The organism is Candidatus Spongiisocius sp. (assembly GCF_965221825.1).
GTDB lineage: Bacteria > Actinomycetota > Acidimicrobiia > Spongiisociales > Spongiisociaceae > Spongiisocius.
On the sequence record NZ_OZ244917.1, the window covers coordinates 1,497,530 to 1,520,206 of the forward strand.

The following is a 22,677-nucleotide window of genomic DNA, read 5'->3' on the forward strand; positions in this document are numbered from 1 at the left end:
CCCGATGCTTGGGGGGCAGGTGTCGAAGATTCGCTCCATGCAAGAGGCTGCGTCGCTCGTCTCCGATGGAGCGACGATCGGAATCGGTGGCCTTTCGCTGAACAACGCTCCTATGGGCTTTGTGCGCGAACTCGTTCGGAGCGATGTCCGAGACCTGACCGTGGTGTCGATCGTCGGGTCGATGGCCGTCGACTGGCTCGTGGCCTCGGGCAAGGTGAGCAAGGTGGTCACCGGACTCGTCAGCTTCGAAGGCTTCGGTCTGGCTCCTAACTTTCGTAGAGCGGCCGAAGCAGGCGACATCGAGGTCGAGGAGTACTCGGAGCATCTTCTGATCTGCCGACTCCAGGCGGCCGCGCACCGCCTCCCCTTTGTGCCGACCAAGGCCGGGATCGGTACCGATGTGCTCGCCCTGCACCCCGACACGACCCGCCTGGAGACCGATCGGGTCACCGGAGAGGTCTACGTCGCATGTACGCCGTTGCCGATTGACGTCGCCGTGGTTCATGCCCATGCCGCAGACGCCGACGGAAACACCCGTGTCGACCCGAAGCTCATCTGGATGGACTCCGACCTCGTGAGGGCAGCCGGCGCGACCGTCGTGACCGTCGAGGAGGTCGCGTCGCGCAGCTCGTTCACGGATGCCCCGGCGCGCACCACCTACCCGCGCTTCGTGATCGACGCCGTCGTTCACGCACCTTGGGGTGCCTACCCGACATCGAACTTCCCGTCCTATGCCCACCATGAGGACTTCTTCGAGGAATACCTGAGTGCCTCGCGCGAGCGTGACCGTTTCGCGCGGTTCTGGGACGATCGGATCACCGCTCCCGACGACCAGGCGGCCTTTCTCGAGGCCAACGGTGGCGCGGCGACGATCCTCGCAGTCACGAGGAGGGCCACGTGAGTCGTCCCGTGCCTGGAGCCGGCTGCACGGTCGACGAGCTGATGGTCGTCACCCTCGCTCGCGAGTTCACGAGCGACACGCGCGCTTTCAACGGCGCCGTGAGCTTCATACCGGTCTGCGCATACCTGCTCGCGCGGGAGACACACGCACCCGGCCTCGTGTGGGCCGCGAGCTCGATCGCGATCGACGCCGATCCGCCCGCCATCCCGGAGTCCACCCTGTCGGACGCGCTCTGGGACGGCGCCACGATGCTGTCCAACTCTCCGTTCGATTTCTGGGCCTACGCCCAGGGAGCTCGGTACAACACGTTCGCGTTTCGCGGGGCGCAGATCGACAAGTTCGGCAATGTCAACAACACGGTCATCGGCTCCTATACCAACCCCAAGGTCCGTCTCCCCGGAGGAGGCGGAATGGCGGACCTCGGCGGCATGATCCCCAACGTGTACCTCTGGACGACGACGCACAATGCCCGCACGCTGGTCGAGAAGGTCGACTTCCGCAGCGGTCTCGGTTGGGGCGACGGCGGCGACCACCGTCGCCGGCTCGGCTTCAGCGGTGGTCCGCAGCTGTGCGTGACGGACTTGTGCGTGATGGACTTCCACCCTGAAACGAAGGCGATGCGCCTTCGCTCGGTGCATCCCGGCGTCACCATCAGAGACGTTCAAGACGCAACCGGGTTCGAGGTTGCTATGCCCCGCGGCACGGTTGGAGAGACCGATCTGCCGACTCCGGCCGAACTGAGCATCCTGCGCGACGTCGTCGACCCCACAGGCAGCCGGCTCCGCGAGTTCGCCTGAGGAGTGCCATCATGACGACGTATCAGACCTTTCAACCTCCTGAACCGAACCGGGGCGATCGGGGCGCGAAGTGAAGTCAGAGACGTTTGCCGGCACCCCCCTGTCGGACGAGGAGCGCAGCGCCAAGTTGCGCCGACAGATCGCGTACTGCCTGAAGAGTTCGTTCTATCGGAACTGCTTCGAGGCCGCCGGCGTGGATCCCGCCACGATCCGGTGCGTCGACGACCTCGCTTCCTTGCCCCTGTTCGTGACACCGGACATCCACCGGCAATCCCAGGAGAGGTCCCTCGAGGCACAGGGACACCCTTTCTCTGAATTCCTCTGCGCCGACCCGGAAGAGGTCGTGGCGCTGAGCTCCACCTCGGGGACGACGGGTTCGCCAACGTTCTACCCCTTCACCAGGCGCGATGTCGAGATAACCGACCTGCTCTGGCAGAGAGCGCTGGGTTTCGTCGGGGTTCGACCCGGCGATCGAGTACTTCTGGGGTTCGGCCTCTCGATGTACCTGGCCGGCCTCCCGCTGGTGCGAGCACTGGAGCGAATGGACGCGCTGCCGATCGCGATCGGCGCCGAGGCCGGAGCCGAGAGACTGCTGCGACTTCTGGCGCTGACACGCCCGAGGGTGCTCGCCTGCACCCCGAGCTACGCCGAGCACCTGATGGAGCGCGTGCCGGAAGTGCTGGGAATGGAGGCTCCCGACCTGGGGATCGAGTTGATCGTCTGTGCCGGGGAGCCGGGGGCGGGCCTGCCCGAGGTGCGGTCGAAGTTGGAGAGCGGCTGGGGCGGGAGAGTCTTCGACCTCCTCGGCGGAACCCATGGAATCATGATGGCGTCGGCCCCAACCGACGAGTACCACGGCATGTACGTATTGGGGGATGACTTCTCGGTCTCGACGCAACTGGTCGATCCGGCCACCCGGGAGCCCGTCGAAGAAGCCGACGGCGCAGTCGGCGAGCGGGTCAAGACGTCCCTCGAGTGGGGAGGCGCCCCTCCTCTGAGGTACTCGGTCGGAGACGTGTACGAGGTATTCACTGCCCCTGCCCCGGAAGGGCCCATCGGGGGGAAGCGAATCAAGGTGCTCGGGCGTGTCGACGACCTTCTGATCGTGAAAGGGGTAAAGCTCTATCCGGCCGCCGTGAAGAACCTGGTCAACAGCTTCGTCCCCGAGGTCAGCGGTGAGATCCGGATAATGCTCGACGGCCCCCCACCTCGCGTGACGCCCCCTCTGCGCGTGAAGGTCGAGTCGCCGGTCGCAGGCGACGGCGAGGCGGCGGCCCACCTGGCCGACCGGATCTCCCGGGCGATGCATCATCGGCTCACGGTTCGTCCCCGTGTCGAGTTGGTGGGGGTGGGCTCGTTGCCGCGCAGCACCCACAAGCAGAAGCTCCTAGAGATCGATACAGAGAAAGCGAGTCCCCAACCATGAGCGGCGCCATCGACGCCTGGTGCAACTTCTTCACCGAAGAGGGCATCAGAATCGTCTTTACCGAGAATCCAGAGGTGTCCTTCATGATGGGCGACCAGTGGGGAAGGCACGACCTCATGGTCGGTTACGAGCCCGAGCGGTTCATCGAACAGAAGATGGACCCGGCAGGCGTCGAGAGGGTGGTCGTTCCGGCACTACAGCAGTATCTCTATCGGGACCGTCGGCTCGTGCGCGTCCCGTGGGAGTCTGTCGCCCGGGTCGTCGAGCGATTTCCCGATCGGGTTTCGGGGCTCTACGGGATCGACCCCTTCTCCGGAATGAAGGGTGTCAGAGAGCTCGAACTGGCGGTCACGCAATACGGCTTCGTCGGTGGTCACGTGCATCCGTACGGATTCGACACGCCGATCAATGACGCCAGGTTCTATCCCTTCTATGCCAAGTGCGCCGAGCTCGGAGTGCCGGTCGAGCTCCAGACCGGTCACTCTGCCGAGTTCATGCCTTCCAAGCACGGGCATCCGCTGCTCCTTGATGACGTCGCGATCTACTTCCCGGAGTTGAAGCTGGTGGGCGCCCACCAGGCCTGGCCGTGGTGCGAGGTGATGGTCGCGATGGCATGGAAACACCCCAACGTCTACGTTGCCATGTCGGGCCATGCTCCCAAATACTGGGACCGCTCCCTCGTGCATTTCCTGAACAGCAGGGGCCAGGGCAAGGTGATGTGGGGCACGGACTATCCGCTCATCCAGCACGGGGAGTCGCTGCGCCAGGTCGACGAACTCGGCCTGAAGCCGGGCGCGAAGCAGAAGTTGTTGCGCGACACCGCCACAGACGTGTTCGGGCTCGGCGGGAACTGACGGCCTTCGCGTGGAGTTCTTCCGGATCGCAAAGGACGACCGGGTGGCGATCGTCACTATCGACAAGCCCCCGGCCAACACCCTCGACTTCGCCCTCTACGACGAGATCACGTCACTGGTCGGCCAACTCGAAGAAGATGACAGCGTCAGAGCGGTCGTAGTCGCCTCAGCCCATCCGAGGCTCTTCATCTCCGGCGCCGACATCAAGGACATGGAGGGCTACGACCGCTCCCCCGGTCCGATGACCGAGCGGGTTCGCAAGGCCCAGGGCACGTTCCTGCGGCTTCAGCGCCTCGCCAAACCGACCGTGGGGGTGATCACGGGCCATGCCCTCGGCGGTGGCTGCGAGTTCGCGCTGTGTCTGGACTTCCGGGTGATGATGCGGGGCGGGCCGACGATCGGACTTCCCGAGGTCAACCTCGGCCTGGTTCCGGGCGGCGGCGGCACCCAGCGGCTCTCCAGGCTCATCGGCCGCAGCAAGGCTCTGGAGTTGCTCATGCTCGGATCCCGACTCGACGCCGACCAGGCCCTCGCCGCCGGACTGGTGACGTCGGTGGGCAGCGACTCCGAAGACACCATGAGTCAGGCCCTCCAGCTGGCCACCCGGCTCGCAGACCAGGCGCCCCTGGCCGTCCGGCTCATCAAGCAGGCCGTCAACGAGGGTCTCGACGGCGATCTCGAGCGCGGCCTGCGATCGGAGAGAACGGCCGTCGTGACGGCGTTGCTCTCCGACGACAGCCGTGAGGGCGTCGCCGCCTTTCTAGCGAAGCGACCGCCCCGCTTCGAAGGTCGTTGAATGCGATGAGTCGGTCGATGACGCTTGACGACCTGGAGCGACTGGTGGGTGTCGAGTTTCCGGTTGGGGAGTTCACCATCGAGGGGTACGAGCACTGGCTGATGGCCGATGCCATCGCCTCGCCGCCCCTTCCCGCCACCGTCGCCCACCCGATGTACGCCTACTACGCCGCGCTGGGCGGCATGGGGCTCACGCTGGACGAGTTGTTTGCGATGGTCGGGTCTTCGGCGGCCGACGGCCCGATGTTCGGCGAGGCCGGACTCGAGTTCCGGGAAGCGATGCGCGTCGGCGAGACGTATCGCGTCGAAGGCGGTATCACCGGTGCGGCTCGCAAGACCGGCAAGCGAGCGGGCGTGTTCGACATCGTCTCGTTCGAGCTTCGGGTAGTCGACCCGTCCGGCGCCGTGGCTGCGGTGTCGACCAACTCGTTTGTCTTCCCGAGGAGGACGGCGTGAGAGTGTCCGCGGGCACTGAGCTCCCCGTGTTCGAGGTCGACGAGGTTCCGGCCGCCTCCATGAAGACCGTGGCCGTCCTGCTGCGGGATCCGAACCCGATCCACTTCGACCCCGGCGCGGTGGCCGCCCTCGGTATGGGGGATCGAGTGATCAACCAAGGTCCGACGAACATGGCATATGTCGTGAACATGCTGGTGGCCTGGGCCGGCGACCCGGCACGGATCCGGGCTTTGAAGGTTCGTTTCCTCGACATCGTCCGGGGTGGCGATCATGTCGTCGCCGGCGGCGTCGTCACGTCGGTGGCCGGCGACGGGCGGCACCGGATCGCAGAGTGCGACGTCTGGCTAGACGTCGTAGGTGGCCCCCGGGCGCTGGCCGGGTCGGCGACCGTCGCGCTCAAGACCGGCGAAGCCCGGGGCACACCTGCAGAGTGAGTGAGTCCGACAGTTTCCGGATGATGGCGCCGGATTACCATCCGGCCCGGCCGGCGTAACGAGGGAGATCTATTGGGGCGTGTCGCCATCGTCGGTGTCGGCCAGAGCGTCCATGCGCGAGACCGCCATGACGTCGCCTACGCCGAACTGCTGCTCGAAGCCATTGACGAGGCGCTCGATGACGCAGGTGTTGAGCTGTCCGATATCGACAATGCGGTGACGGCGAGCCTGGATTTCTACGATGGTCGGACCATCGCCAACATGGCTGCTGCCGAGGTCGTCGGCTCCTATCTGAAACCGGAGAGCCGGATATGCTCGGACGGGATCGGCGCTCTCCTGTACGGGTGGGCTCGCATCGCCGACGGCGACCACCGGCTCGGGTTGGTAACCGCGCATTGCAAGGAGTCGGAAGGCAATCCCGCCACCATCGAGGGCGCCGCCTTCGATCCCTTCGTCCAGCGGCGCCTCGGGGCGGACGCCGACGTCGTCGCCGGCTTGGGTGCTCGGCAGATCTATGCCTCTGGGGCGTTCGCTCCCACGGATGCCGCGGCCCTGGTGGTAGAAGCGAGGGCGGCGAGCGCGGCGAATCCCAAGGTCACGACGCTCGAGCCCATGACGGTCGCCGAAGTTCTGGACGCGCCGCGGTCGGCCACTCCCCTGGGTGTGTTCGATCGAGCGCCGAACCGTGACGGATCATGTGCCCTGATCATCGCCGCCGAGGAGGTGGCGAGGGACCTCTCCGACAACCCTGTGTGGATCGCAGGCGTCGGAACCGCGACGGGCAAGTACTGGGCCGATCGCCATCCCGGCGACCTGAGCGCCCTCGACCGGGCCCGGGACGGTGCGGTGGCCATGACCGGTTGGGGCACAGATGTCCCCGACGTGTTCGAGGTCTCGGCTCAATACGCCCACGAACTGTGCCAGTTCGCAACGCGTCTCGGCGCCGAGCTGGCCGAAGCAGGAGGAACCCTGAATCCATCCGGTGGCCGGCACGCCGGCAACCCCGTGACGGTCTCGGGGCTCTCGAGGGTGGTCGAATGCGTGCACCAGCTCCGGGGCGACGCGGGCCCCAGGCAACAGCACGATGCACAGCGCGCCCTCGCTCACGGCGTGGCCGGCCTCGGCGCACAGACCCATTTCGTCGCGGCTCTCGAAGCGGGGGATTGATGGGTAGGAACGCCGCGATCGTTGCCGCCGGCCAGACCGACCACGTGGCGAGACGTCTCGATGTGTCGATACCCGAGATGGTTCGGGAGGCCGTCGATCGCTGCCTGGGGTCGAAAGACCTGAGCCCGGGCCAGGTCGATGCGGTCGTTGTCGGCAACATGGAGCTGTTCGAGGGAATCAACTTTCCCGAGCTTTGGATGGCATCCGCCATCGGCGCCGCGGGCAAACCACTCTTCAAACTCAACAACGGGGGCACGGTCGGGGCGAGCGTCGCCGTCGCAGCGGCTCATCTCGTCGCTTCCGGACTCTACGACGTGGTACTGGGTATCGGCTACGAAAAGCAGTCCGAGGGTGAGACCCAGTCGGCGATAACCACCGTGGGCGATCCTGCGTGGGAGCGGTCGGTGATGGCGGGAGCCATCGGGAACTTCGGGGTGATGGCCTCGACGTACGTCGCCGAGAGCGGCGTCACCGCGGAGCAGGCCGCCAAGGTGGCGGTGAAGGCCCGTCGCTATGCCTGTCTCAACCCTCATGCCCATGTTCAGCGTCCCGACATCACGGTTGAAGAAGTGCTCGCGTCCCGCATGCTCGCGGCGCCGTTGCGGCTGCTCGACATGTGCCCGAGCAGCGACGGCGCCTGCGCTGTGGTGATGGCCGCGCCCGACCGCGCTCGCGAAATGACGCCGAGACCGGCGTGGGTCGCCGCCACCGAGACGGCCCACGACACGCAGTTCATGGGTGATTCACCCAAGCGCCTGGCGCGGATGCGCAGCCTCGTCGCCGCCTCCGATTCGGTCTACTCGAAGGCCGGCATCGTCGATCCCCGGACTGAGCTCGACGTCGCCGAGGTCTACGAACCGGCCAGCTATGCAGAACTGGCCATGTACGAGAGCCTGCGTTTCTGCGACTGGGGCGAGGGTGGGACCCTTATAGACGACGGCGTCACCCTTATGGACGGGGAACTCCCGGTCAACCCGTCCGGGGGCGTGCTCTCCACCAACCCGGTCGGAGCCACCGCACTGATCCGCGTTGCGGAGGCGGCGCTCCAGGTCATGGGCGAGGCGGGAGACCATCAGATTCCCGGGGTCGAGACCGCCCTGGCCACCGGCTACGGCGGCAACGCGTGGACCGAGGCTGTCATCCTCAAGGGGTCGGCGCCATGAGCCCGACTCCCCCGATTGACGCCGCCCTGAGGCTCGAGTACGTGGCGGACTTCGAGTATTCGTACGCCGCCGGGAAGTTCGCGTCGCGATTCATGGACGCGCTCCGGACCGAGGCCAGGCTCCAGGGCACGAGGTGCGATTCTTGCGGGAAGGTGCTGGTGCCTCCCCGGCCGGTGTGCGGTCTTTGCTCGGGACGGACGGGGGAATGGGTCGACGTGGGGCCGAGCGGCGTGATCACGGGCTACACCGTGGTCGAGGTGCCTTTCATCGATCCGATGACCGGCATCAAGCGGCCGATTCCCTATGGCTTTGCTTTCGTTCGCCTCGACGGAGCCGACACGAACATCTACCACTTCCTCGAGGAGAGCAGGCACGAGAAGATCTCGATCGGGATGCGCATCACGGCCGTGTTCAAGCCGGCCGCCGAACGCGACGGGACCCTGGCGGACATCATTCATTTCCGTGCGGAGGAGCCGGCATCCGATGAGTGAGCCGACGATCCTGCATCAGAAGATCAACCTGCCGTACCGGTATACGGCAGGCGAGTTTCACAAGGCCTTTCTCCACGGGTTGGCCGATCGGCGGATAGTGGGGTCCCGCTGCCCGGCGTGCCTCACCGTGGCGGTTCCGGCCCGGCCATTCTGTCCGGAGTGCTCGGCGCACAGCGGGGAAACGATGGACATGGAACCGCGGGGGACGCTCGAATCCTGGTCGACGGCGACGATCCGGGGAGTGACGCGAACCTATGGCTTGATCCGGATCAGGGGCGCCGACACCGTGATGCTCCATATCGTCGACGCCGAGCCGTCAGCTCTTCAGGTGGGCCTGGAACTGGCGCCGAGATGGTCTCCCGAGCCGGTACCGGAGATCACGGCGATCGCAGCCTTCGTCCCGGCCTGACGTATCGGCGCCAAATCACCGCTTTGTCAGGGCGTGTTCACGCTAGGCGCGTTCGCTCGTTAGCACGGTTCCCGTGGTCGGTCTGTGTGGCGGCGGTGGGATATGGCGCCACCAGCGGCGTCTATGGCAAGGACTTGCCGACGAAGGCGTACCCGCAGGGTACGTTGAGGAGGCAGGACGCAGCCAGAGGCGTTGCGGGCGGTCCAGACCACGCCGCCGCAACTCAGACCGACCACGACTAACTAGGCTCGCCAGGTGGCCTCGAACGTGAAGCTCGTCGATGCGTCCCTAGCCGCAGACACGGTCCGTGACGGCGACACGGTGTACTTCGGCGGGACCGTTCTCGACCGCAAGCCGATGGAGTTGACCCGGGCGCTGATCAGAGCCGGGAGGCGGGATCTCGACGTGGTCACCTTCGCCGGATCCCTCGAGATCGAGCTCCTCGTCGCCGCCGGCAGCGTCCGCAGCGTTGCCGCCGCCTACGTTGGGCTCGGTCGATTCGGTCCGGCGCCGCGGTTCGTCGCAGGTGTCAAGGCCGGAGTGTTCGACGATCTCGAATACTCCGAATGGAGCCTTCTCGGGCGGCTTCGAGCAGCATCGATGGGCATACCGTTCCTGCCGACCAGGGCCGGAACGGGCAGCGAGACCCTCGCCATCCATGACTTCGCCTCGGTGGCCGACCCCTATTCCGGTGATGCCTATGTCGCTCTCCCGCCGCTTCAACCCGACCTCACGGTGCTTCACGCCTGGCGAGCCAGTCCCGGCGGGCACGTGCAGGTAGCTTTTCCCCCCCAGCACCTGTGGGACATCGATGTGCTCGCGGCGCGGGCCGCCGATCGCGTCATCGTCGGCGTCGACCAGATCGTGTCCGAGGAGGCGATCGCGTCGAGCCCGGAGCACACCCGTCTCTTCGGATTCGAAGTGGACATGGTTGTCGAGCTTCCGGGGGGCAGCTGGCCCACGAGCTCGCCACCGGACCACGAGGTCGATGAAGGCGCGATCGGAGCGTACGTGTCGTCGGGTGGAGAACCGGGAACTGTCGACTCTGCGAGGCCATCGTGACCGCCTCGAGGGGCGAGATCGCCGACTTGATGGTCGTTGCGCTGGCCCGGATGGTCGCGGCCGGCGACGTGGTCGGGGTCGGACTCGGGACTCCGATCGCCCTCGTGGCAGCCCTGGTCGCCAGGCACGCAACCCGACATGGCGTACACGTGCTCGCCGGTGGCGCACTGGACGTGAGCGGCGGCGTGGAGTCCCACCTGCGCGATCCCCGAGACAAGCACGGCCTGACTCCCGGCTTCGTCCCGCATCTCGACTCGATGGACATGGCCGAGCGCCAGGCGATGACTCTGCAGTTCTTGCGCCCCGCCCAGATCGACCGGTTCGGGAACCTGAATACGAGCCGGATCGGTGCCCGTTCGGCCCCGACGGCTCGGTTCAGCGGCGGCCTGGCCACCGCGGACGTGCCGGCGCTACTGCCACGGGTGATCGCCTACCACCCCGATCACCGGCCTCGCTCGTTGCCCGCCCGGGTGGATTGGATCACCGGCAGCGGTCACGGATGGGCCGGCAGCACCCGGAGGGCTGCCGGGACGGTCGCCGTGGTCACGGACCTCGCTGTTATCGAGTTCGTCGACGGACGGGGCCGGCTCAAGTCGATCCATCCATGGAGCGACGCCTCGACGGTGGGCGAGAACACCGGCTTCGAACTCTCGCCGCCCGAGGACGCCCTGCCGACGCCCGAGCCGACCCCGGAAGAACTGGAAACGCTGGATCTGGTCGATCCGCGCCGCAGGCGTGACGAAGAGGTGCCCGATCGAGCAGGCCGAGGCGGAGGGTGACATCGTGACCGGCACCGCGCCGGCCTCGGCGGTAAGCAGCCTTCGTAGCCCCCGCTGGACGGCCAAGGCCTGACCGGCCCATGGTGCGCACCCTCCCTTCTCCGGCAGCGGTCGCCGAGCTGATCCCATCGGGCGCGACCGTCGCCGTCGGGGGCACCGGCCTCAACCGGAAGCCGATGGCCCTCCTCAAAGGGATCGTGGCCGGAGGAATCCGTGACCTCAACATCGTGAGCTTTCTCGGCAGCGTCGACGTCGAATACCTGCTCGCTTCCGGTGCGGTGGCGGACCTTCATTCCGCAGGGGTTTCTCTGGACGGATTCGGCCTGGCGCCCGCATTCCGCGCCGCCCGGCAGCAGCAGTCCATCCGGTTCTTCGAATGGTCCGAGGCGTCGATGGTTGCGGCCGTCGAAGCCACCGCACGCGGCCTGCCGTCCATGCCTTGTTCCACCGCACCCGGCTCGGACGTCGTGAAACATAACCCGTCACTGGGCGTTTACGAGGATCCACCAACCGGCACACCGACCGTGTTCGCAACGGCTCTCCCCATCGACATAGCCCTGATCCACGCCCCGGCAGCCGATGCTCACGGGAACATCTACGTTGACGGGGACCTCGGACTCGATGGCCTGCTCGCCCGCGCCGCCAAGACCACGATCGTCTCTTTCGAACGCCACCCTGCCGCCGATCCTCCGCTGGCGGCGATTTCCCGGCTATGGATCGACGCGGTTGTACCGGCGGTCGGCGGGTCCTGGCCGACCGAATGTCACCCCGACGCTCTCGTGGACCTCGGGGCCGTCGCCGCGTGGGCCGGGTCAAAGGTCCTGACACCGGAGATGTTGGAGAGGGCCTCGTGAGCAGGCTCGGGGACCTGTTCACCACGGTGCTCGCTCGCGAGTTCGCGGCCGCGGCGACCGATGATGGTGTCAAGGTCATCGCCGTCACGACCACGGCCAGCCTCGTCGCGGCGCTGGCGGCCCGGCGTATGGGGGCAGCCGATCTCGCCATCGCCCCGGGCTTCGGGACGCTCGACGCCGCGACGCGGCCCGCGCTCTCCCTCGGTGAGAGGGCCCTTCGGGCCGGCGCCTCGCCGCGGGGACCGGTCAGCGACATATTCGTGGCCGTGGCGCGCGGCCTGATCGGTGTCGTCGTGACCCCTGGCCAGCTCGACAGTCGAGGGGCGACCAACCTCTCTCACATCGCCGGCACCCATGCCGCTCCGCGAGTTGCCTTGCCGGGGAGCCGTGGCCTGCCGGACAACAACGACTCGCCTTCACGCGTCTGGTACCTCGTTGCCGACCATACCGCCCGCACCCTCGTCGACCGGGTCGACTTCGTCTCAGGACCTCCGCCCTCCCCGCAGCGGATCCGCAGGCTCATTACGCGGCTCGGCGTATTCACGCTGGACTCGGACCATGGGTGGACGGCCGACTGTCTCTTCCCCGATGTCGGGGCGGCTGATGTGGCGGCAGCCGGCGGGTTCCCCATCCGGGTGGACCCCGGTGTTCCGACCGTTGCCCACCCGACACCGGCTGAGCTTGACGCACTTGCCTCGGTGGACCCCGACGACCTGCGGTCGATCGAGTTCGACGGTGCCGAGGGCGCCAGGCGTGCCCAACGGGTTGTCGCCGAAGAGCGCCAGAGCCGTTGACTCGACGCGACGCAATGGGTCCGCCGAGCCGACGCCGTGGCCACCGCAGGAGTCCCATCGTCTTGTATCCGTACTGTCCGGATCGCCCGGTGAGATATCCTCGGCGCGACATCGGTCGCAAAGGTCAGCCATGAACACGCAACGATTGGTCGAGATGCTGGGTCCGGCAGCCTGGGCCGAGGGACTGGTCGCCGGATCACCGAAGTTTGCCGAAGGCCTGGCGAGTGCGGCCGACGTGATCCATTCCGACGGAGCCCTGCCGGCCCGGGACAAGGCCCTTTGTGCCGCCGTGATAGGCGCCGTGAAGCGGCTTCCCGAGGTGACTACCAGGTATTTGACCATCGCGATGGACCGCGGCATGACACCGGATGAGGTTCACGGGGCCGCACTCACCGTGCTGATATCACGGGGGATTCCGGGCTACCAAGCCTTGACCGAGGCTCTAGCGGAGATAAGCGACGGCGACGTGAGCCCTGGACCGCCGTTCGAGGCCGAGGTCTCCATGGACGCGATCCTTGACTACTACAAGGGGCTCTACGGCGAGGTTCCCGCGAATGTCGCCCTCGGCGCTCAGCATGCTCCCGGGGCCGTGATGGCTTATTACCTCATGCGTCAGGCGGCCCTGGAGGAGTCTCCGCTCGAGAACCGGTTGGCGGATGTCATGCTCTGTGCAATAAACGCGGCCGAGTTCCGCGACGATTTCGTGGAGATCCATGCCCGCTTCGCCCTCAAGGGCGGCGCGACGGCGGGCCAACTGACCGAGGCGGTGGCCTGCGCAATACCGTTCGCCGGCGTGGCGGCATGGTTGGCGGGCGCGAACGGTCTGATCGCAGCACTGGAGAATCCATAGTGCCACCGCGCTCGGGCTTCCGGTCGTCTCGATCCGGGCATGGTCGGCTCCCCCGCTTGGACGCGGGCCGGAGGTGCCGAAATGCAGCGCCGAGGATCCCGGAATGAGCCCGGACAGCGCGCGTGACTTCTCCGGGAGACCGGGGACCGCCGTGGTCACGGGCGGCTCGGGAGGCATCGGCTCGGCCGTGTGCATCATGCTGGCTTCTCGCGGCAGTGACATTGCCTTCACGTACGGCCGGAACGAGTCGGCCGCCGCGGAAGTCGCTGAAGCCATCGAGACTGCCGGCTCGAAGGTCACGGTCGGCCAGGTGGATGTCACCGATGCCGCCGCCGTCAAGGATTTCGTCGATTCGGCCGCGGAGCTCCACGGTGGCATCCACACCGCGGTTTCCGCAGCGGGGCCGTACGTTCCGATGCGATACGTCAGCCAGATCGATCCCCCGCTGTTCCGAGAGAAAGTGGACGTCGATCTCTTCGGAGCATTCCATCTGGTCTGGGCCGCGCTGCCCCACGTTCGCGAGTCGTCGGGATCGTTCGTCGCCGTCACGTCGATGGCTGTGCGACGGTATCCGGTGAAGGACTCGCTATCGGCGATCCCCAAGGGGGCGGTGGAGGCCCTTATCCGCGCGGTAGCAGCAGAAGAAGGCCGGTTCGGGGTCCGGGCGAATGCGGTCGGCCCCGGTTTGATGGCGGCCGGTATGTATCACGAACTCGTTGCCCGGGGCGACTTCACCGAGGAGATGCTCGACGACGCCTCCAAGAACATTGCCTTGGGCAGGCCGGGTACGGCTGACGACATCGCCCAAGCCGTCTGCTTCCTCGCCTCCGACCATGCGGCCTACATCACCGGCAAGGTCCTGGACGTCGACGGCGGCTACAGGATCTGACAACTCGGTGGGATCCGCCGGAGCCACACCCCCACCCTCACCGTCGAATACCACTGAAGCGCGAGTCCCTCGGATGCCTACAACTAGCCGGAGACCTCGATCAGTAGCCGGCAATGGTCGCTCGGTCCCCATTCGTCGACTTCGTTGAGGGCGCGCACGGTGATGCCGTGGTGGAAGCCGCGTGACGCGAAGGCCCAGTCGAGTTGGTTCGTGGCAGTTGCGGGGGTCTGGCTGGTTGTGTGGTAAGTGGGGACGTTTCTGGTGTCGGCCGGGAGGTATTCGGGGGTCGGGTCCGCTTGACGGCCGTGCGGGTGTTGCGGTCCTAGCATCTCGAGGCCGAGCGCGTCCATCCTGTCGGTGACCGTGCGTTCGCGTGGCGCGAACGGCGCGTCGTCCTTGCCGCCGAATGCCATGTTGAGGTCACCGGCGGCGAGTATGCGATGCGTACCGGGGTCGGTATTGCCTATGAAGGCGGATAGGTCAGAGATGATCCGGTGCGCCGATCCGTCGGGGTAGCCCACTTTCATGTTGCTCTTGGCGGATCGGTGCGGTGCGATCCAGCGGCCATACATGGACACCGCGATGAACGGTGCGGCGTCTCGGGGGATGATCCGCGCCGCGGCGATGGTCCCGATCCCGCTGACCGCGATCTCGTCCTCTGCTGTGTCGCTGATCGGGCTGACCTGTTTGAACCACTCGACCTCGACCCGGTCCGATAGCTTCACCACCATCGACCACCGGTCAAACAGCCTCGGAAACCGAGGTTTGTACCAATCCGAGTTCCAGTAGTGCGAGTCCCAGTGCTCGCGAGGCCCGATGTCCACCCGGGAAGCCACGTCGTAGGGGTACCGGCCTGCTTCCTGCAACAGAGCCACGTCGGCGTCCATTTCCACCAACTGCCGCCAAGCGTCGTGGCGCTTCGCGATGTTCCAACACACGACTGTCGTAGCCAATTCTCGTCCTATCTCCGAGGGAGTGTGACTTCAGCCATGACCCTATCCGCCGGGTATGACAGTCCAGACCCGCCGCTGTCCGATCACGCACTCGAACGCAACGACAACACCTCCTTGTGCGACCATCGGGGAAACCGCCGGAATAACAGTCTCCGGGTGAGGACGGTATGGGTCGGGCGGCATTTGGGCAGGTAGGGGTCGTTCGGGCCTGTGGATGAGACCGGTCATCCTCTCGGAGTGATGGTGTATTCCCTCCAGGGCACAGCTGAGAGAGGTACGTTCACCATGAAGTTAACGATGTCTCGACGGCCGTAGTAGCGTGCGCGGCCGGTGTGGTCTTGGGCCATTAGTACCGTGGGTATTCCGCCGAATGCTGCGGATGCTTCCGCTATGAGGCTGTTCGCTTTTGTGAGGCTGTCTAGAGCGTGGTTCTTGACTATGAGGATTCCGAAGGTGATTCCTTGTTCGGTGATGATTGCGCCTTGGAACCGCATCTGCTGTCTCCTGGTTGAGCTGGCGACTACCGGCTTTTCTCCATCTCCCCTCGTGTCCCGACGTGTTGGGAAGGCTCCCAGAGGAAGTCGGAGTACGCTGAGATCCGATCTTCGGTGACGGAGCAAAAGAACGCCACATTTGAAAAAGTCTGGTGTTCTTTCGCGAAGGCGATACGCGGTGGCACAAGCAGTTCAAGGAGCCTGCTCTGGTCGGCTGGGAGCTTGAACCTCTCTTTGATCTGGTCGATGGGCCATTCTCTGTGTGGGTTGATGACCTCAATCCCGATGACGGCACCTTGGCCGTCTACGTCCACCATGGTACCTTCGTCGATAGTGTGTGTTCTTGCTACTGACCCTTCGGAGGCTAAGCCTACGTACAAGGCGTTCGCTTCGAGGTCGTAACATAGGTACATGGTCACTCTCCGTTCCTCCATGCGACGGTGATGATGATCGACTTGTCGTTGGCGTCGACACACATCCGGAGGCGGCGTCCGCCCGGGGTGATTCCCTCAAGCCAGATGCTACCGGGCGCACCAGCGTCGGCGGGGCCGACGGGGTGGTTTATCGCGGACTCGACGTCGTCATGGGTGATGCCCCTCTGAACCATGCGGGACTTCGCATGATGTGTCAACTTGAGTTGCATACCGCTTCAGCCTACCGGGCAAGATAACGTAGTGACAACCATCGCCATAATTTCACAGATGTGCTTACACGATAATCAAAGGCCCCTCAGGCACAAAACCCCTGGTAGATAGCAAGTTCTCGGTACCGCGCGGATACCTATGAAACCGCTGTGGGCGTTGACGGGCTCGAACCGCCGACCTCTTCCTTGTAAGGGAAGCGCTCTCCCAGCTGAGCTAAACGCCCTGGGAACGTCTCATTGTAGAAGGGCCCCGGATGGAGCAGCCATCCCTGCGCCCCTATACCGGATCGCCGCCGTCGGGGAGCCGTACCCGCCAGGTGTCGCCGCGGTGCGACAGCAGGGCGTCGGCTTCCTCGGGACCCCACGAGCCCGCCGGGTAGAGGGCGGGCCGAATGTCCGCTTCGAGTAGCGGTGTGTAGAGCCTCCACGCATGCTCCACCTCGTCGGACCGGACGAACAAGGTTCGGTCTCCACACATGACGTCATACAGCAACGTCTCGTAGGCGTCGGGTAGGTCGCCGAAGGCCTCTTCGTACGCGAACGACAGCGGCTTGGTGGCCAACTCGGGAGGGTCGCTCGGTACCTGGACGTCGAACAGCAACTCGAATCCCTCGTGCGGCTGGAGACGGACGAAGAGGACGTTTCCCTGGTGCAGGCTCCGGTCGAAAGACTTGAAGAGCGGCACCGGCGGCTCTCGGAACGTGACCGCCACCTGGGTGAGGCGGGTGGCCAGTCGCTTACCGGTCCGCAGGTAGAAGGGCACCCCCTGCCAGCGCCAGCTGTCGATGAAGACCCGCAGAGCCGCGTAGCTGGCGGTTCCCGAGCCATCGGCCACGCCCGGCTCCGCCCCGTAGCCACGAACCTCGCGCCCGCCGATCCGGCCGGCCGAGTACTGGCCCAGCACCACGTCGTGGGGCGTAAGCGTCCGGATCGACTGCAGCACCTTCACCTTCTCGTCGCGGATCGCCTCGGCGTCGAACGACACCGGCGGCTCCATCGCCACGAGGCTCAGGACCTGGGTCAGATGGTTCTGGACCATGTCGCGGAGCGCCCCGGCCCGGTCGTAGTAGCCCGCCCGGGATCCGATGCCGAGGTCCTCGGCCACGGTTATCTGGACGTTGGAGATCCGATCACGATTCCAGACCGACTCGAACAGCGGGTTGGCGAACCGGAACACCAGCAGGTTCTGGACCGTGGCCTTTCCGAGGTAGTGGTCGATCCGGTAGATCCGGCTCTCGTCGAAGGTCTCGTGGAGGACGGAGTTCAGCGCCACCGCGGACTCCAGATCGACACCGAAAGGCTTCTCGACCACCAGACGGGTCCAGCCCTTGCCGGCGGCCAGGCCCGCTGTGCCCAGGCCCCTGACCGTCGCGCCGAATGCCCCCGGGGGAAGGGCCAGGTAGAAGATGCGGTTGCCCGACAACCCGTGGTCGCGCTCGAGGGTCTCGATGCGGCGCCTCAACCCGTCGTATCCGTCCGAACCGAGCTGGTGGTAATGCATGACCGTGTCACACCACTCGGCCGGGCCGGCGCCCGTGGTGTCCAGCAGCATCTGGCCGGGAGTGGCCTGCTCGATGGCGTCCAGGGACCGGGCCCGGAACTCCTGGTCGCCGAGGGCCGAGCGGGAGACGCCCAGGATGCGGCATCGATCGATCAGCCCGTACTGGCGGACCAGGTGATAGAGGGCCGGCGCCAGCTTCTGGCGATACAGGTCTCCGGTGGCGCCGAACACCACCAGCAGGTGCCGGTCGACTGCCCGGGACCCGATCGTGGGCAGTGATTCCACTACTGCCCACGCTCCGTGGCGCCGAGGAGGCCGGCCACCGTCTCGACCGCGGCGCGCCGGTCACCGGTCAGCCGGACCCGCAGCACCCGGCGGTCCCGGCCGGACAGCGCCTGGTAGTCGCCGGCCGCCTGGCCCTCGATCAATTCCCCGAAGCTGAAACCCGCCTCGGGAACCTCTATGTCAAGGCTCGGCGAGTCCACCAGTTGGAGGAACACCCCGTTGTTGGCGCCGCCCTTGTGGAGCTGGCCGGTGGAGTGGAGGAACCGCGGCCCGTAGCCGAGCGTGACCGGCACGCGATACCGATCCCGGAGATGCGGTACGAGAGACTCGAGAACGGGCGTGGCCGGGCCCCCCATCGGAAGGTAGGCGTGGATCCCGATGTAGTCGCCCGGCTCGATCATCGCCCCCCAGGCTCGCAGCCCGCCGGCGAGCCGGGGAGAATCGCTGGACACCTCCGCGACGCCGCCCTCCAAGCCCTCGGGCGACATGGCTTGCCTGGCCAGGTCCTTGGCCACCTGGACATCGGGCTGGTCGAAGGGGTTGATCCCGAGAATCGACCCGGCGGACGCGACCGCCATCTCACCCCGGAACATCTCCGCGCCCAACTCGTCAAGGTGGCGGAGGGTCACCGTGACCACCGGATGGCCGCGCCGCCGCAGCCCGGCCTGGACCGTCGCCCACTCCGACGGCTGATCCCCCTCGAGGGACATGAAAACGAACAAGCGATCCTGCCCGTAGCTCTCCGGATCGCCAAGAGGCTCACCGGCCACCGGAACGATCCCGGTGCCGTTCTTGCCCGTACTCTCCGCCACCAGCTGCTCGATCCAGGCGCCGAAGCCCGTCACCGCCGGTGAGCAGATGTACGTGAGCTTGTCCCGGCCGGCCAGCGCCGATTCCCCCATGACTGCTCCCAGCTTGAGTCCCGGATTGGTGGCTACCGGGAGGTCCGGCCCGCACTCGTCGGCCATGACGGCCGCCTTCGCCAGGAGGCTCTCGATGTCGATGCCGATCAGGGCGGCCGGGACCAGACCGAACGGCGTGAGCGCCGAATAGCGCCCGCCCACCTCGGGCGGCGTGGCGAAGACCCGCCGGAATCGCCGCTCGCCGGCCAGCGCCTCCAGGCCCGAGCCCGGATCGGTCAGGGCCACAAACCGGTCGCCCGGGTGATCGTGAACCCTCGATGCCATCCCCCAGAAGTGTCGGAACAGGGAAAGCGTCTCGATGGTGCCGCCTGACTTGGAGGCCACCAGGAACAGGGTACGGGCCGGATCGATGCTGCCGGACACCGCCTTCACAGCCCCGGGATGGGTGCTGTCCAGAACTGTCAGCCAGGGATGGCCGGAGGCGCTCCCGAACGTGTTGGCGTATACCTCCGGCGCCAGGCTCGACCCGCCCATTCCGAGCAGCACCACCCGGTCGGTATCGGCGCGTGCGTCCTCGGCGAAGGCCTTGATGTCGGGCACCTGATCGGTGGCGTACGGCAACCGGAGCCACCCCAGCCGGTTGGCGAGCTCGGGAATCGGCTCCGTCGACCACAGGGTGTGGTCCCTGTCCCACATCCGGCGGGCGTACTCCCCGGTGGCCCACACCCTCAGGCGATCTTCCACCCGACCCGACAGGTCACCCAAGGCGTAGGTAACGGTCGGTGGGCTCCCCCGCTCAGGCATCGGTCATCCGCTCCGGTGTTGGTGGCAGGTCCAGACGTTACCCTGAACGTACGGAAGCGCAGTCACCCGCTCCGGGCCTCCGTAGCCGCCGAGCCGCCCGGAGACCGGTAGCTTGCTGGAACCCTCCGACAAAGCCCCTTGACCTCAAGCATCGTTGAAGGTACTTACTATGAGGTCCTCAAGGCAATCAGAAAGTTGCAGGAGCATGGCTACTGACCACTACACATACCGGGTCATATGGTCTCCGGACGACGGGGAGCACGTCGGTCTATGCAGTGAGTTCCCGTCACTTAGCTGGCTCGCGCCGACAATCGACGAGGCAATGGCCGGAATCCGTCGGCTTGTTAACGAGGCGGCCAGGGATACGCAAGCCGTCGGCGAGCAGCCTCCCACCCCAACCGCGTTGATTCGACCAGCCGTCTAGCCGAAGGCAGAGGTGGGCTGTCGGTTGTCGGGAACCCGACTGAATCAGGGCTAGCGAACATATGTTCGTCTATACTGCCTTGGGCCATGGCAGAACTTCGCTGGATCACGACCGATGCGCCCGGTAACGAGAGGGCGTTGTTCGACACGGTGGTCGAGCGCCGGATCGGCCGGGGCGCCTACCGGGGCCTCGAGTTCCTCCATGTGGAGTCCCGCACCATCATCAACCGGGTGCCGCGTTCGTCCGCGCTGCCCTTCGAGTACACCATCAACGCCTACCGCGGCTGCAGCCACGCATGCACCTACTGCTTCGCCCGGCCCACCCATGACTATTTGGGCCTCGGCATCGGGCGCGACTTCGACACCAAGATCGTCGTCAAGGTCAACGCTCCCGAGATCCTGCGCCACGAGACCGCCCCGCAGCGCTGGGCGGGCCATCCGATCGCCATGGGGACCAACACCGACCCCTACCAGGCGGCGGAGGGCAAGTACAAGCTGACCCGCCAGATCGTCGAGATACTCGCCGAGCGGGGCAACCCGTTTTCGATCCTCACCAAGTCACCGCTGGTGCTCCGGGACCTGGACGTCCTGACCCGGGCCGCTCGGACCGCCGAGATCAGCGTCAACTTCTCGATCGGAACCCTCGACGCCGACGCCTGGTCGCGCTCGGAGCCGGGAACGGCCCATCCCCGCAAGCGTCTCGACGCGGTACGGAGGCTCAACGAGGCCGGCATCTCCTCCGGAGTGCTTATGATGCCCATCCTTCCCGGCATAACCGATCATCCCAAGCAGGTGGAGGAACTGGTCAAGGGAGCCACCGAGGCCGGGGCCCGGTTCATCATGGGCGGATACCTGCATGTGCGGGAACCGCTCAAGGACCACGTAATGGGGTGGATAGAGCGGGACTACCCCCACCTGTCACGGTTCTACCGGCACACCTACGGCACCAAGTCCTACGCTCCCCCGGCCATGCGCCGGCGTCTCGGAGGCATGATCGGCCGAGCGAAAACGGCCCACGGCGCTCCCGGCGGGGAACGCCGGCCACCCCGCGATGCGAAGTCCCGGAAGCAACCCAACCCCCAGCGCGCCTTGTTCGGCTGATCGGGCGCCGCGGTCCGGCCGCTGGGAGGAGTCCCGGACGGCCGGACCGGACAACTCCGTCAGGCGACCACCGGCACCTCGGCCAGCGCCGCCGCGATGGCCTCGGACGGGTACTCGTAGTCGTGCAGCTCGCCCGACAGGAACGTGTCGTAGGCGGCCATGTCGAAGTGGCCGTGGCCGCACAGTGCGATGAGGATGACCTTCTCCTCACCGGACTCCCGGCACTCGGCGGCCTCCCGGAGCGCCCCCGCGATGGCGTGGGTCGGCTCGGGGGCGGGGATGATCCCCTCCGTCCTGGCGAACTGCAGGGCTGCTTCGAAGCATTCCACCTGGCCGATCGCCACCGCCTCCATGAGGCCGAGTTCGACGATGTGGGAGACCAGCGGTGACATTCCGTGATACCGCAGCCCGCCCGCGTGGATCGGATCCGGCACGAAGCCGTGGCCCAGGGTGTGCATCTTGATGAGCGGCGTCATGCCGATCGTGTCCCCGAAGTCGTAGCGATACTCACCCCTCGTGATCGTGGGGCACGCCGCCGGCTCGACCGCCCTGATCGTGGGATTGATGTTTCCGGCCAGCTTTTCCCGCAGGAACGGGTACGACAGGCCTGAGAAGTTAGAACCGCCGCCAGTGCAGCCGATGATCACATCCGGCGTCTCGTCCACCTTGGCGAGCTGGGCCGCGGCCTCCTGGCCGATAACCGTCTGGTGCAGGAGCACGTGGTTCAGCACCGAGCCGAGCGAGTAGTTCACGTCCTCGTTGGTGGCCGCCACCTCGACCGCCTCGGAAATGGCGACACCGAGACTGCCGGTGCTGTCGGGATCCTTGGCGCGGATGGCCTGGCCGGCATTGGTCACCTCGGAGGGACTGGAGTGGATCGTGGCGCCCCAGGTGCGCATCATGGAGCCCCGGTAGGGCTTCTGGTCGAACGAGGCTGCTACCTGCCACACCTCGCACTCGAGGCCGAACATCTTGCATGCCAGGGCGAGCGCGCTCCCCCATTGACCGGCGCCCGTCTCTGTGGTCAGCTTCCTGACACCTGCCTGTGCGTTGTAGTAGGCCTGGGCGACCGCCGTGTTCGGCTTGTGGGATCCGGCCGGACTGCCCCCCTCGTACTTGTAGTAGATGCGGGCCGGCGTATCGATTTCTCTCTCCAAGCGGTGGGCCCGGTACAGCGGGGTGGGCCGCCACAGGCGGTAGATGTCCCGGACCGCCTCGGGAATCTCTATGTAGCTGTCCTGCGAGACCTCCTGGAGGATGAGGTCCATCGGAAACAGCGGCGCCAGGTCACCGGGGCCCACCGGTTCCATGGTTCCGGGGTGGAGCACCGGAGGGGGCGGCGCCGGCAGATCGGGGATGATGTTGTACCAATGGGTCGGAATATCCGACTCGTCGAGCAGTATCTTGGTCGGTACGGTCATCGACTACTCCTCCGCCTAGCCAACCTAGGCTCCGATCGCGGGTACTGATGGAAGGCAACGGTACACGC

Annotated in this window: 25 protein-coding genes and 1 tRNA gene; 18 read left to right on the top strand and 8 right to left on the bottom strand. The window is 66.2% G+C overall.

Annotation, left to right across the window (positions count from 1 at the left end):
* The first annotated feature begins 37 nt into the window (after window positions 1–37).
* From ACOQPD_RS07085 to ACOQPD_RS07165, 17 genes are all read left to right on the top strand, one after another.
* A complete protein-coding gene (locus ACOQPD_RS07085) occupies window positions 38–901 on the top strand; it encodes a CoA transferase subunit A (RefSeq protein ID WP_420614190.1) in 864 nt (287 codons plus the stop codon).
* Window positions 898–1,698, top strand: coding sequence for a CoA-transferase subunit beta (locus ACOQPD_RS07090; protein ID WP_420614191.1), 801 nt, complete (start codon window positions 898–900; stop codon window positions 1,696–1,698). Before ACOQPD_RS07085 ends, ACOQPD_RS07090 begins: the two co-directional genes overlap by 4 nt.
* Before the next feature lie 70 nt (window positions 1,699–1,768).
* Window positions 1,769–3,124 (top strand): phenylacetate--CoA ligase family protein, encoded by a 1,356-nt coding sequence (locus ACOQPD_RS07095; protein WP_420614192.1) that lies wholly within the window; start codon window positions 1,769–1,771, stop codon window positions 3,122–3,124.
* A complete protein-coding gene (locus ACOQPD_RS07100) occupies window positions 3,121–3,978 on the top strand; it encodes an amidohydrolase family protein (protein WP_420614193.1) in 858 nt (285 codons plus the stop codon). The genes ACOQPD_RS07095 and ACOQPD_RS07100 overlap by 4 nt, the downstream gene beginning before the upstream one ends.
* Before the next feature lie 43 nt (window positions 3,979–4,021).
* A complete protein-coding gene (locus ACOQPD_RS07105) occupies window positions 4,022–4,774 on the top strand; it encodes an enoyl-CoA hydratase/isomerase family protein (RefSeq protein ID WP_420614194.1) in 753 nt (250 codons plus the stop codon).
* A 17-nt stretch (window positions 4,775–4,791) separates the two neighbouring features.
* A complete protein-coding gene (locus ACOQPD_RS07110) occupies window positions 4,792–5,229 on the top strand; it encodes a hypothetical protein (RefSeq protein WP_420614195.1) in 438 nt (145 codons plus the stop codon).
* Entirely contained in the window at window positions 5,226–5,663 is a 438-nt protein-coding gene (locus ACOQPD_RS07115) for a MaoC/PaaZ C-terminal domain-containing protein (protein WP_420614196.1), read from the top strand. The genes ACOQPD_RS07110 and ACOQPD_RS07115 overlap by 4 nt, the downstream gene beginning before the upstream one ends.
* A 72-nt stretch (window positions 5,664–5,735) precedes the next feature.
* A complete protein-coding gene (locus ACOQPD_RS07120) occupies window positions 5,736–6,830 on the top strand; it encodes a thiolase family protein (RefSeq protein WP_420614197.1) in 1,095 nt (364 codons plus the stop codon).
* The gene (locus tag ACOQPD_RS07125) at window positions 6,830–7,993 is read left to right on the top strand and encodes a thiolase C-terminal domain-containing protein (RefSeq protein ID WP_420614198.1); all 1,164 of its coding nucleotides are present in this window, start codon (window positions 6,830–6,832) and stop codon (window positions 7,991–7,993) included. The genes ACOQPD_RS07120 and ACOQPD_RS07125 overlap by 1 nt, the downstream gene beginning before the upstream one ends.
* Window positions 7,990–8,484: a Zn-ribbon domain-containing OB-fold protein gene (locus tag ACOQPD_RS07130; protein ID WP_420614199.1), complete on the top strand. Its 495-nt coding sequence runs from the start codon at window positions 7,990–7,992 to the stop codon at window positions 8,482–8,484. The genes ACOQPD_RS07125 and ACOQPD_RS07130 overlap by 4 nt, the downstream gene beginning before the upstream one ends.
* The gene (locus tag ACOQPD_RS07135; RefSeq protein ID WP_420614200.1) at window positions 8,477–8,893 is read left to right on the top strand and encodes a Zn-ribbon domain-containing OB-fold protein; all 417 of its coding nucleotides are present in this window, start codon (window positions 8,477–8,479) and stop codon (window positions 8,891–8,893) included. The genes ACOQPD_RS07130 and ACOQPD_RS07135 overlap by 8 nt, the downstream gene beginning before the upstream one ends.
* 267 nt (window positions 8,894–9,160) lie before the next feature.
* Window positions 9,161–9,955 (top strand): CoA transferase subunit A, encoded by a 795-nt coding sequence (locus ACOQPD_RS07140; protein ID WP_420614201.1) that lies wholly within the window; start codon window positions 9,161–9,163, stop codon window positions 9,953–9,955.
* Complete coding sequence (locus ACOQPD_RS07145; protein WP_420614202.1) at window positions 9,952–10,734, top strand: hypothetical protein; 783 nt, start codon at window positions 9,952–9,954, stop codon at window positions 10,732–10,734. Before ACOQPD_RS07140 ends, ACOQPD_RS07145 begins: the two co-directional genes overlap by 4 nt.
* 80 nt (window positions 10,735–10,814) lie before the next feature.
* Complete coding sequence (locus tag ACOQPD_RS07150) at window positions 10,815–11,588, top strand: CoA transferase subunit A (protein WP_420614203.1); 774 nt, start codon at window positions 10,815–10,817, stop codon at window positions 11,586–11,588.
* Complete coding sequence (locus ACOQPD_RS07155) at window positions 11,585–12,382, top strand: hypothetical protein (protein WP_420614204.1); 798 nt, start codon at window positions 11,585–11,587, stop codon at window positions 12,380–12,382. Before ACOQPD_RS07150 ends, ACOQPD_RS07155 begins: the two co-directional genes overlap by 4 nt.
* Window positions 12,383–12,512: 130 nt before the next feature.
* A complete protein-coding gene (locus ACOQPD_RS07160; protein ID WP_420614205.1) occupies window positions 12,513–13,232 on the top strand; it encodes a carboxymuconolactone decarboxylase family protein in 720 nt (239 codons plus the stop codon).
* A 103-nt stretch (window positions 13,233–13,335) separates the two neighbouring features.
* A complete protein-coding gene (locus ACOQPD_RS07165; protein ID WP_420614206.1) occupies window positions 13,336–14,121 on the top strand; it encodes an SDR family NAD(P)-dependent oxidoreductase in 786 nt (261 codons plus the stop codon).
* A gap of 83 nt (window positions 14,122–14,204) precedes the next feature.
* On the opposite strand, the gene ACOQPD_RS07170 is transcribed toward ACOQPD_RS07165, so the two are convergent.
* The 7 genes from ACOQPD_RS07170 to ACOQPD_RS07200 all read right to left on the bottom strand — a co-directional run bounded on the left by ACOQPD_RS07170 (window position 14,205) and on the right by ACOQPD_RS07200 (window position 19,664).
* Window positions 14,205–15,074 carry a hypothetical protein gene (locus ACOQPD_RS07170; RefSeq protein ID WP_420614207.1) on the bottom strand — a complete coding sequence of 290 codons (870 nt, stop codon included), beginning with the start codon at window positions 15,072–15,074 and terminating at the stop codon, window positions 14,205–14,207.
* A gap of 224 nt (window positions 15,075–15,298) precedes the next feature.
* A complete protein-coding gene (locus tag ACOQPD_RS07175; protein WP_420614208.1) occupies window positions 15,299–15,568 on the bottom strand; it encodes a hypothetical protein in 270 nt (89 codons plus the stop codon).
* A 26-nt stretch (window positions 15,569–15,594) separates the two neighbouring features.
* Window positions 15,595–15,981: a DUF2283 domain-containing protein gene (locus ACOQPD_RS07180; RefSeq protein WP_420614363.1), complete on the bottom strand. Its 387-nt coding sequence runs from the start codon at window positions 15,979–15,981 to the stop codon at window positions 15,595–15,597.
* Between the two features lie 2 nt (window positions 15,982–15,983).
* Window positions 15,984–16,211: a DUF4258 domain-containing protein gene (locus ACOQPD_RS07185; protein ID WP_420614209.1), complete on the bottom strand. Its 228-nt coding sequence runs from the start codon at window positions 16,209–16,211 to the stop codon at window positions 15,984–15,986.
* A gap of 151 nt (window positions 16,212–16,362) precedes the next feature.
* Window positions 16,363–16,435 (bottom strand) — tRNA-Val (locus tag ACOQPD_RS07190).
* A 53-nt stretch (window positions 16,436–16,488) separates the two neighbouring features.
* Window positions 16,489–17,997: a glucose-6-phosphate dehydrogenase gene (gene zwf / locus ACOQPD_RS07195; protein WP_420614210.1), complete on the bottom strand. Its 1,509-nt coding sequence runs from the start codon at window positions 17,995–17,997 to the stop codon at window positions 16,489–16,491.
* Window positions 17,997–19,664, bottom strand: coding sequence for a hypothetical protein (locus ACOQPD_RS07200; protein WP_420614211.1), 1,668 nt, complete (start codon window positions 19,662–19,664; stop codon window positions 17,997–17,999). The genes zwf and ACOQPD_RS07200 overlap by 1 nt, the downstream gene beginning before the upstream one ends.
* 510 nt (window positions 19,665–20,174) lie before the next feature.
* On the opposite strand from ACOQPD_RS07200, the gene ACOQPD_RS07205 reads away from it, so the two are divergent.
* Complete coding sequence (locus tag ACOQPD_RS07205; protein ID WP_420614212.1) at window positions 20,175–21,188, top strand: radical SAM protein; 1,014 nt, start codon at window positions 20,175–20,177, stop codon at window positions 21,186–21,188.
* Window positions 21,189–21,247: 59 nt separating this feature from the next.
* Here ACOQPD_RS07205 and ACOQPD_RS07210 read toward each other — a convergent pair whose 3' ends face one another.
* Window positions 21,248–22,609 carry a TrpB-like pyridoxal phosphate-dependent enzyme gene (locus ACOQPD_RS07210; RefSeq protein WP_420614213.1) on the bottom strand — a complete coding sequence of 454 codons (1,362 nt, stop codon included), beginning with the start codon at window positions 22,607–22,609 and terminating at the stop codon, window positions 21,248–21,250.
* Window positions 22,610–22,677: the final 68 nt, after the last annotated feature.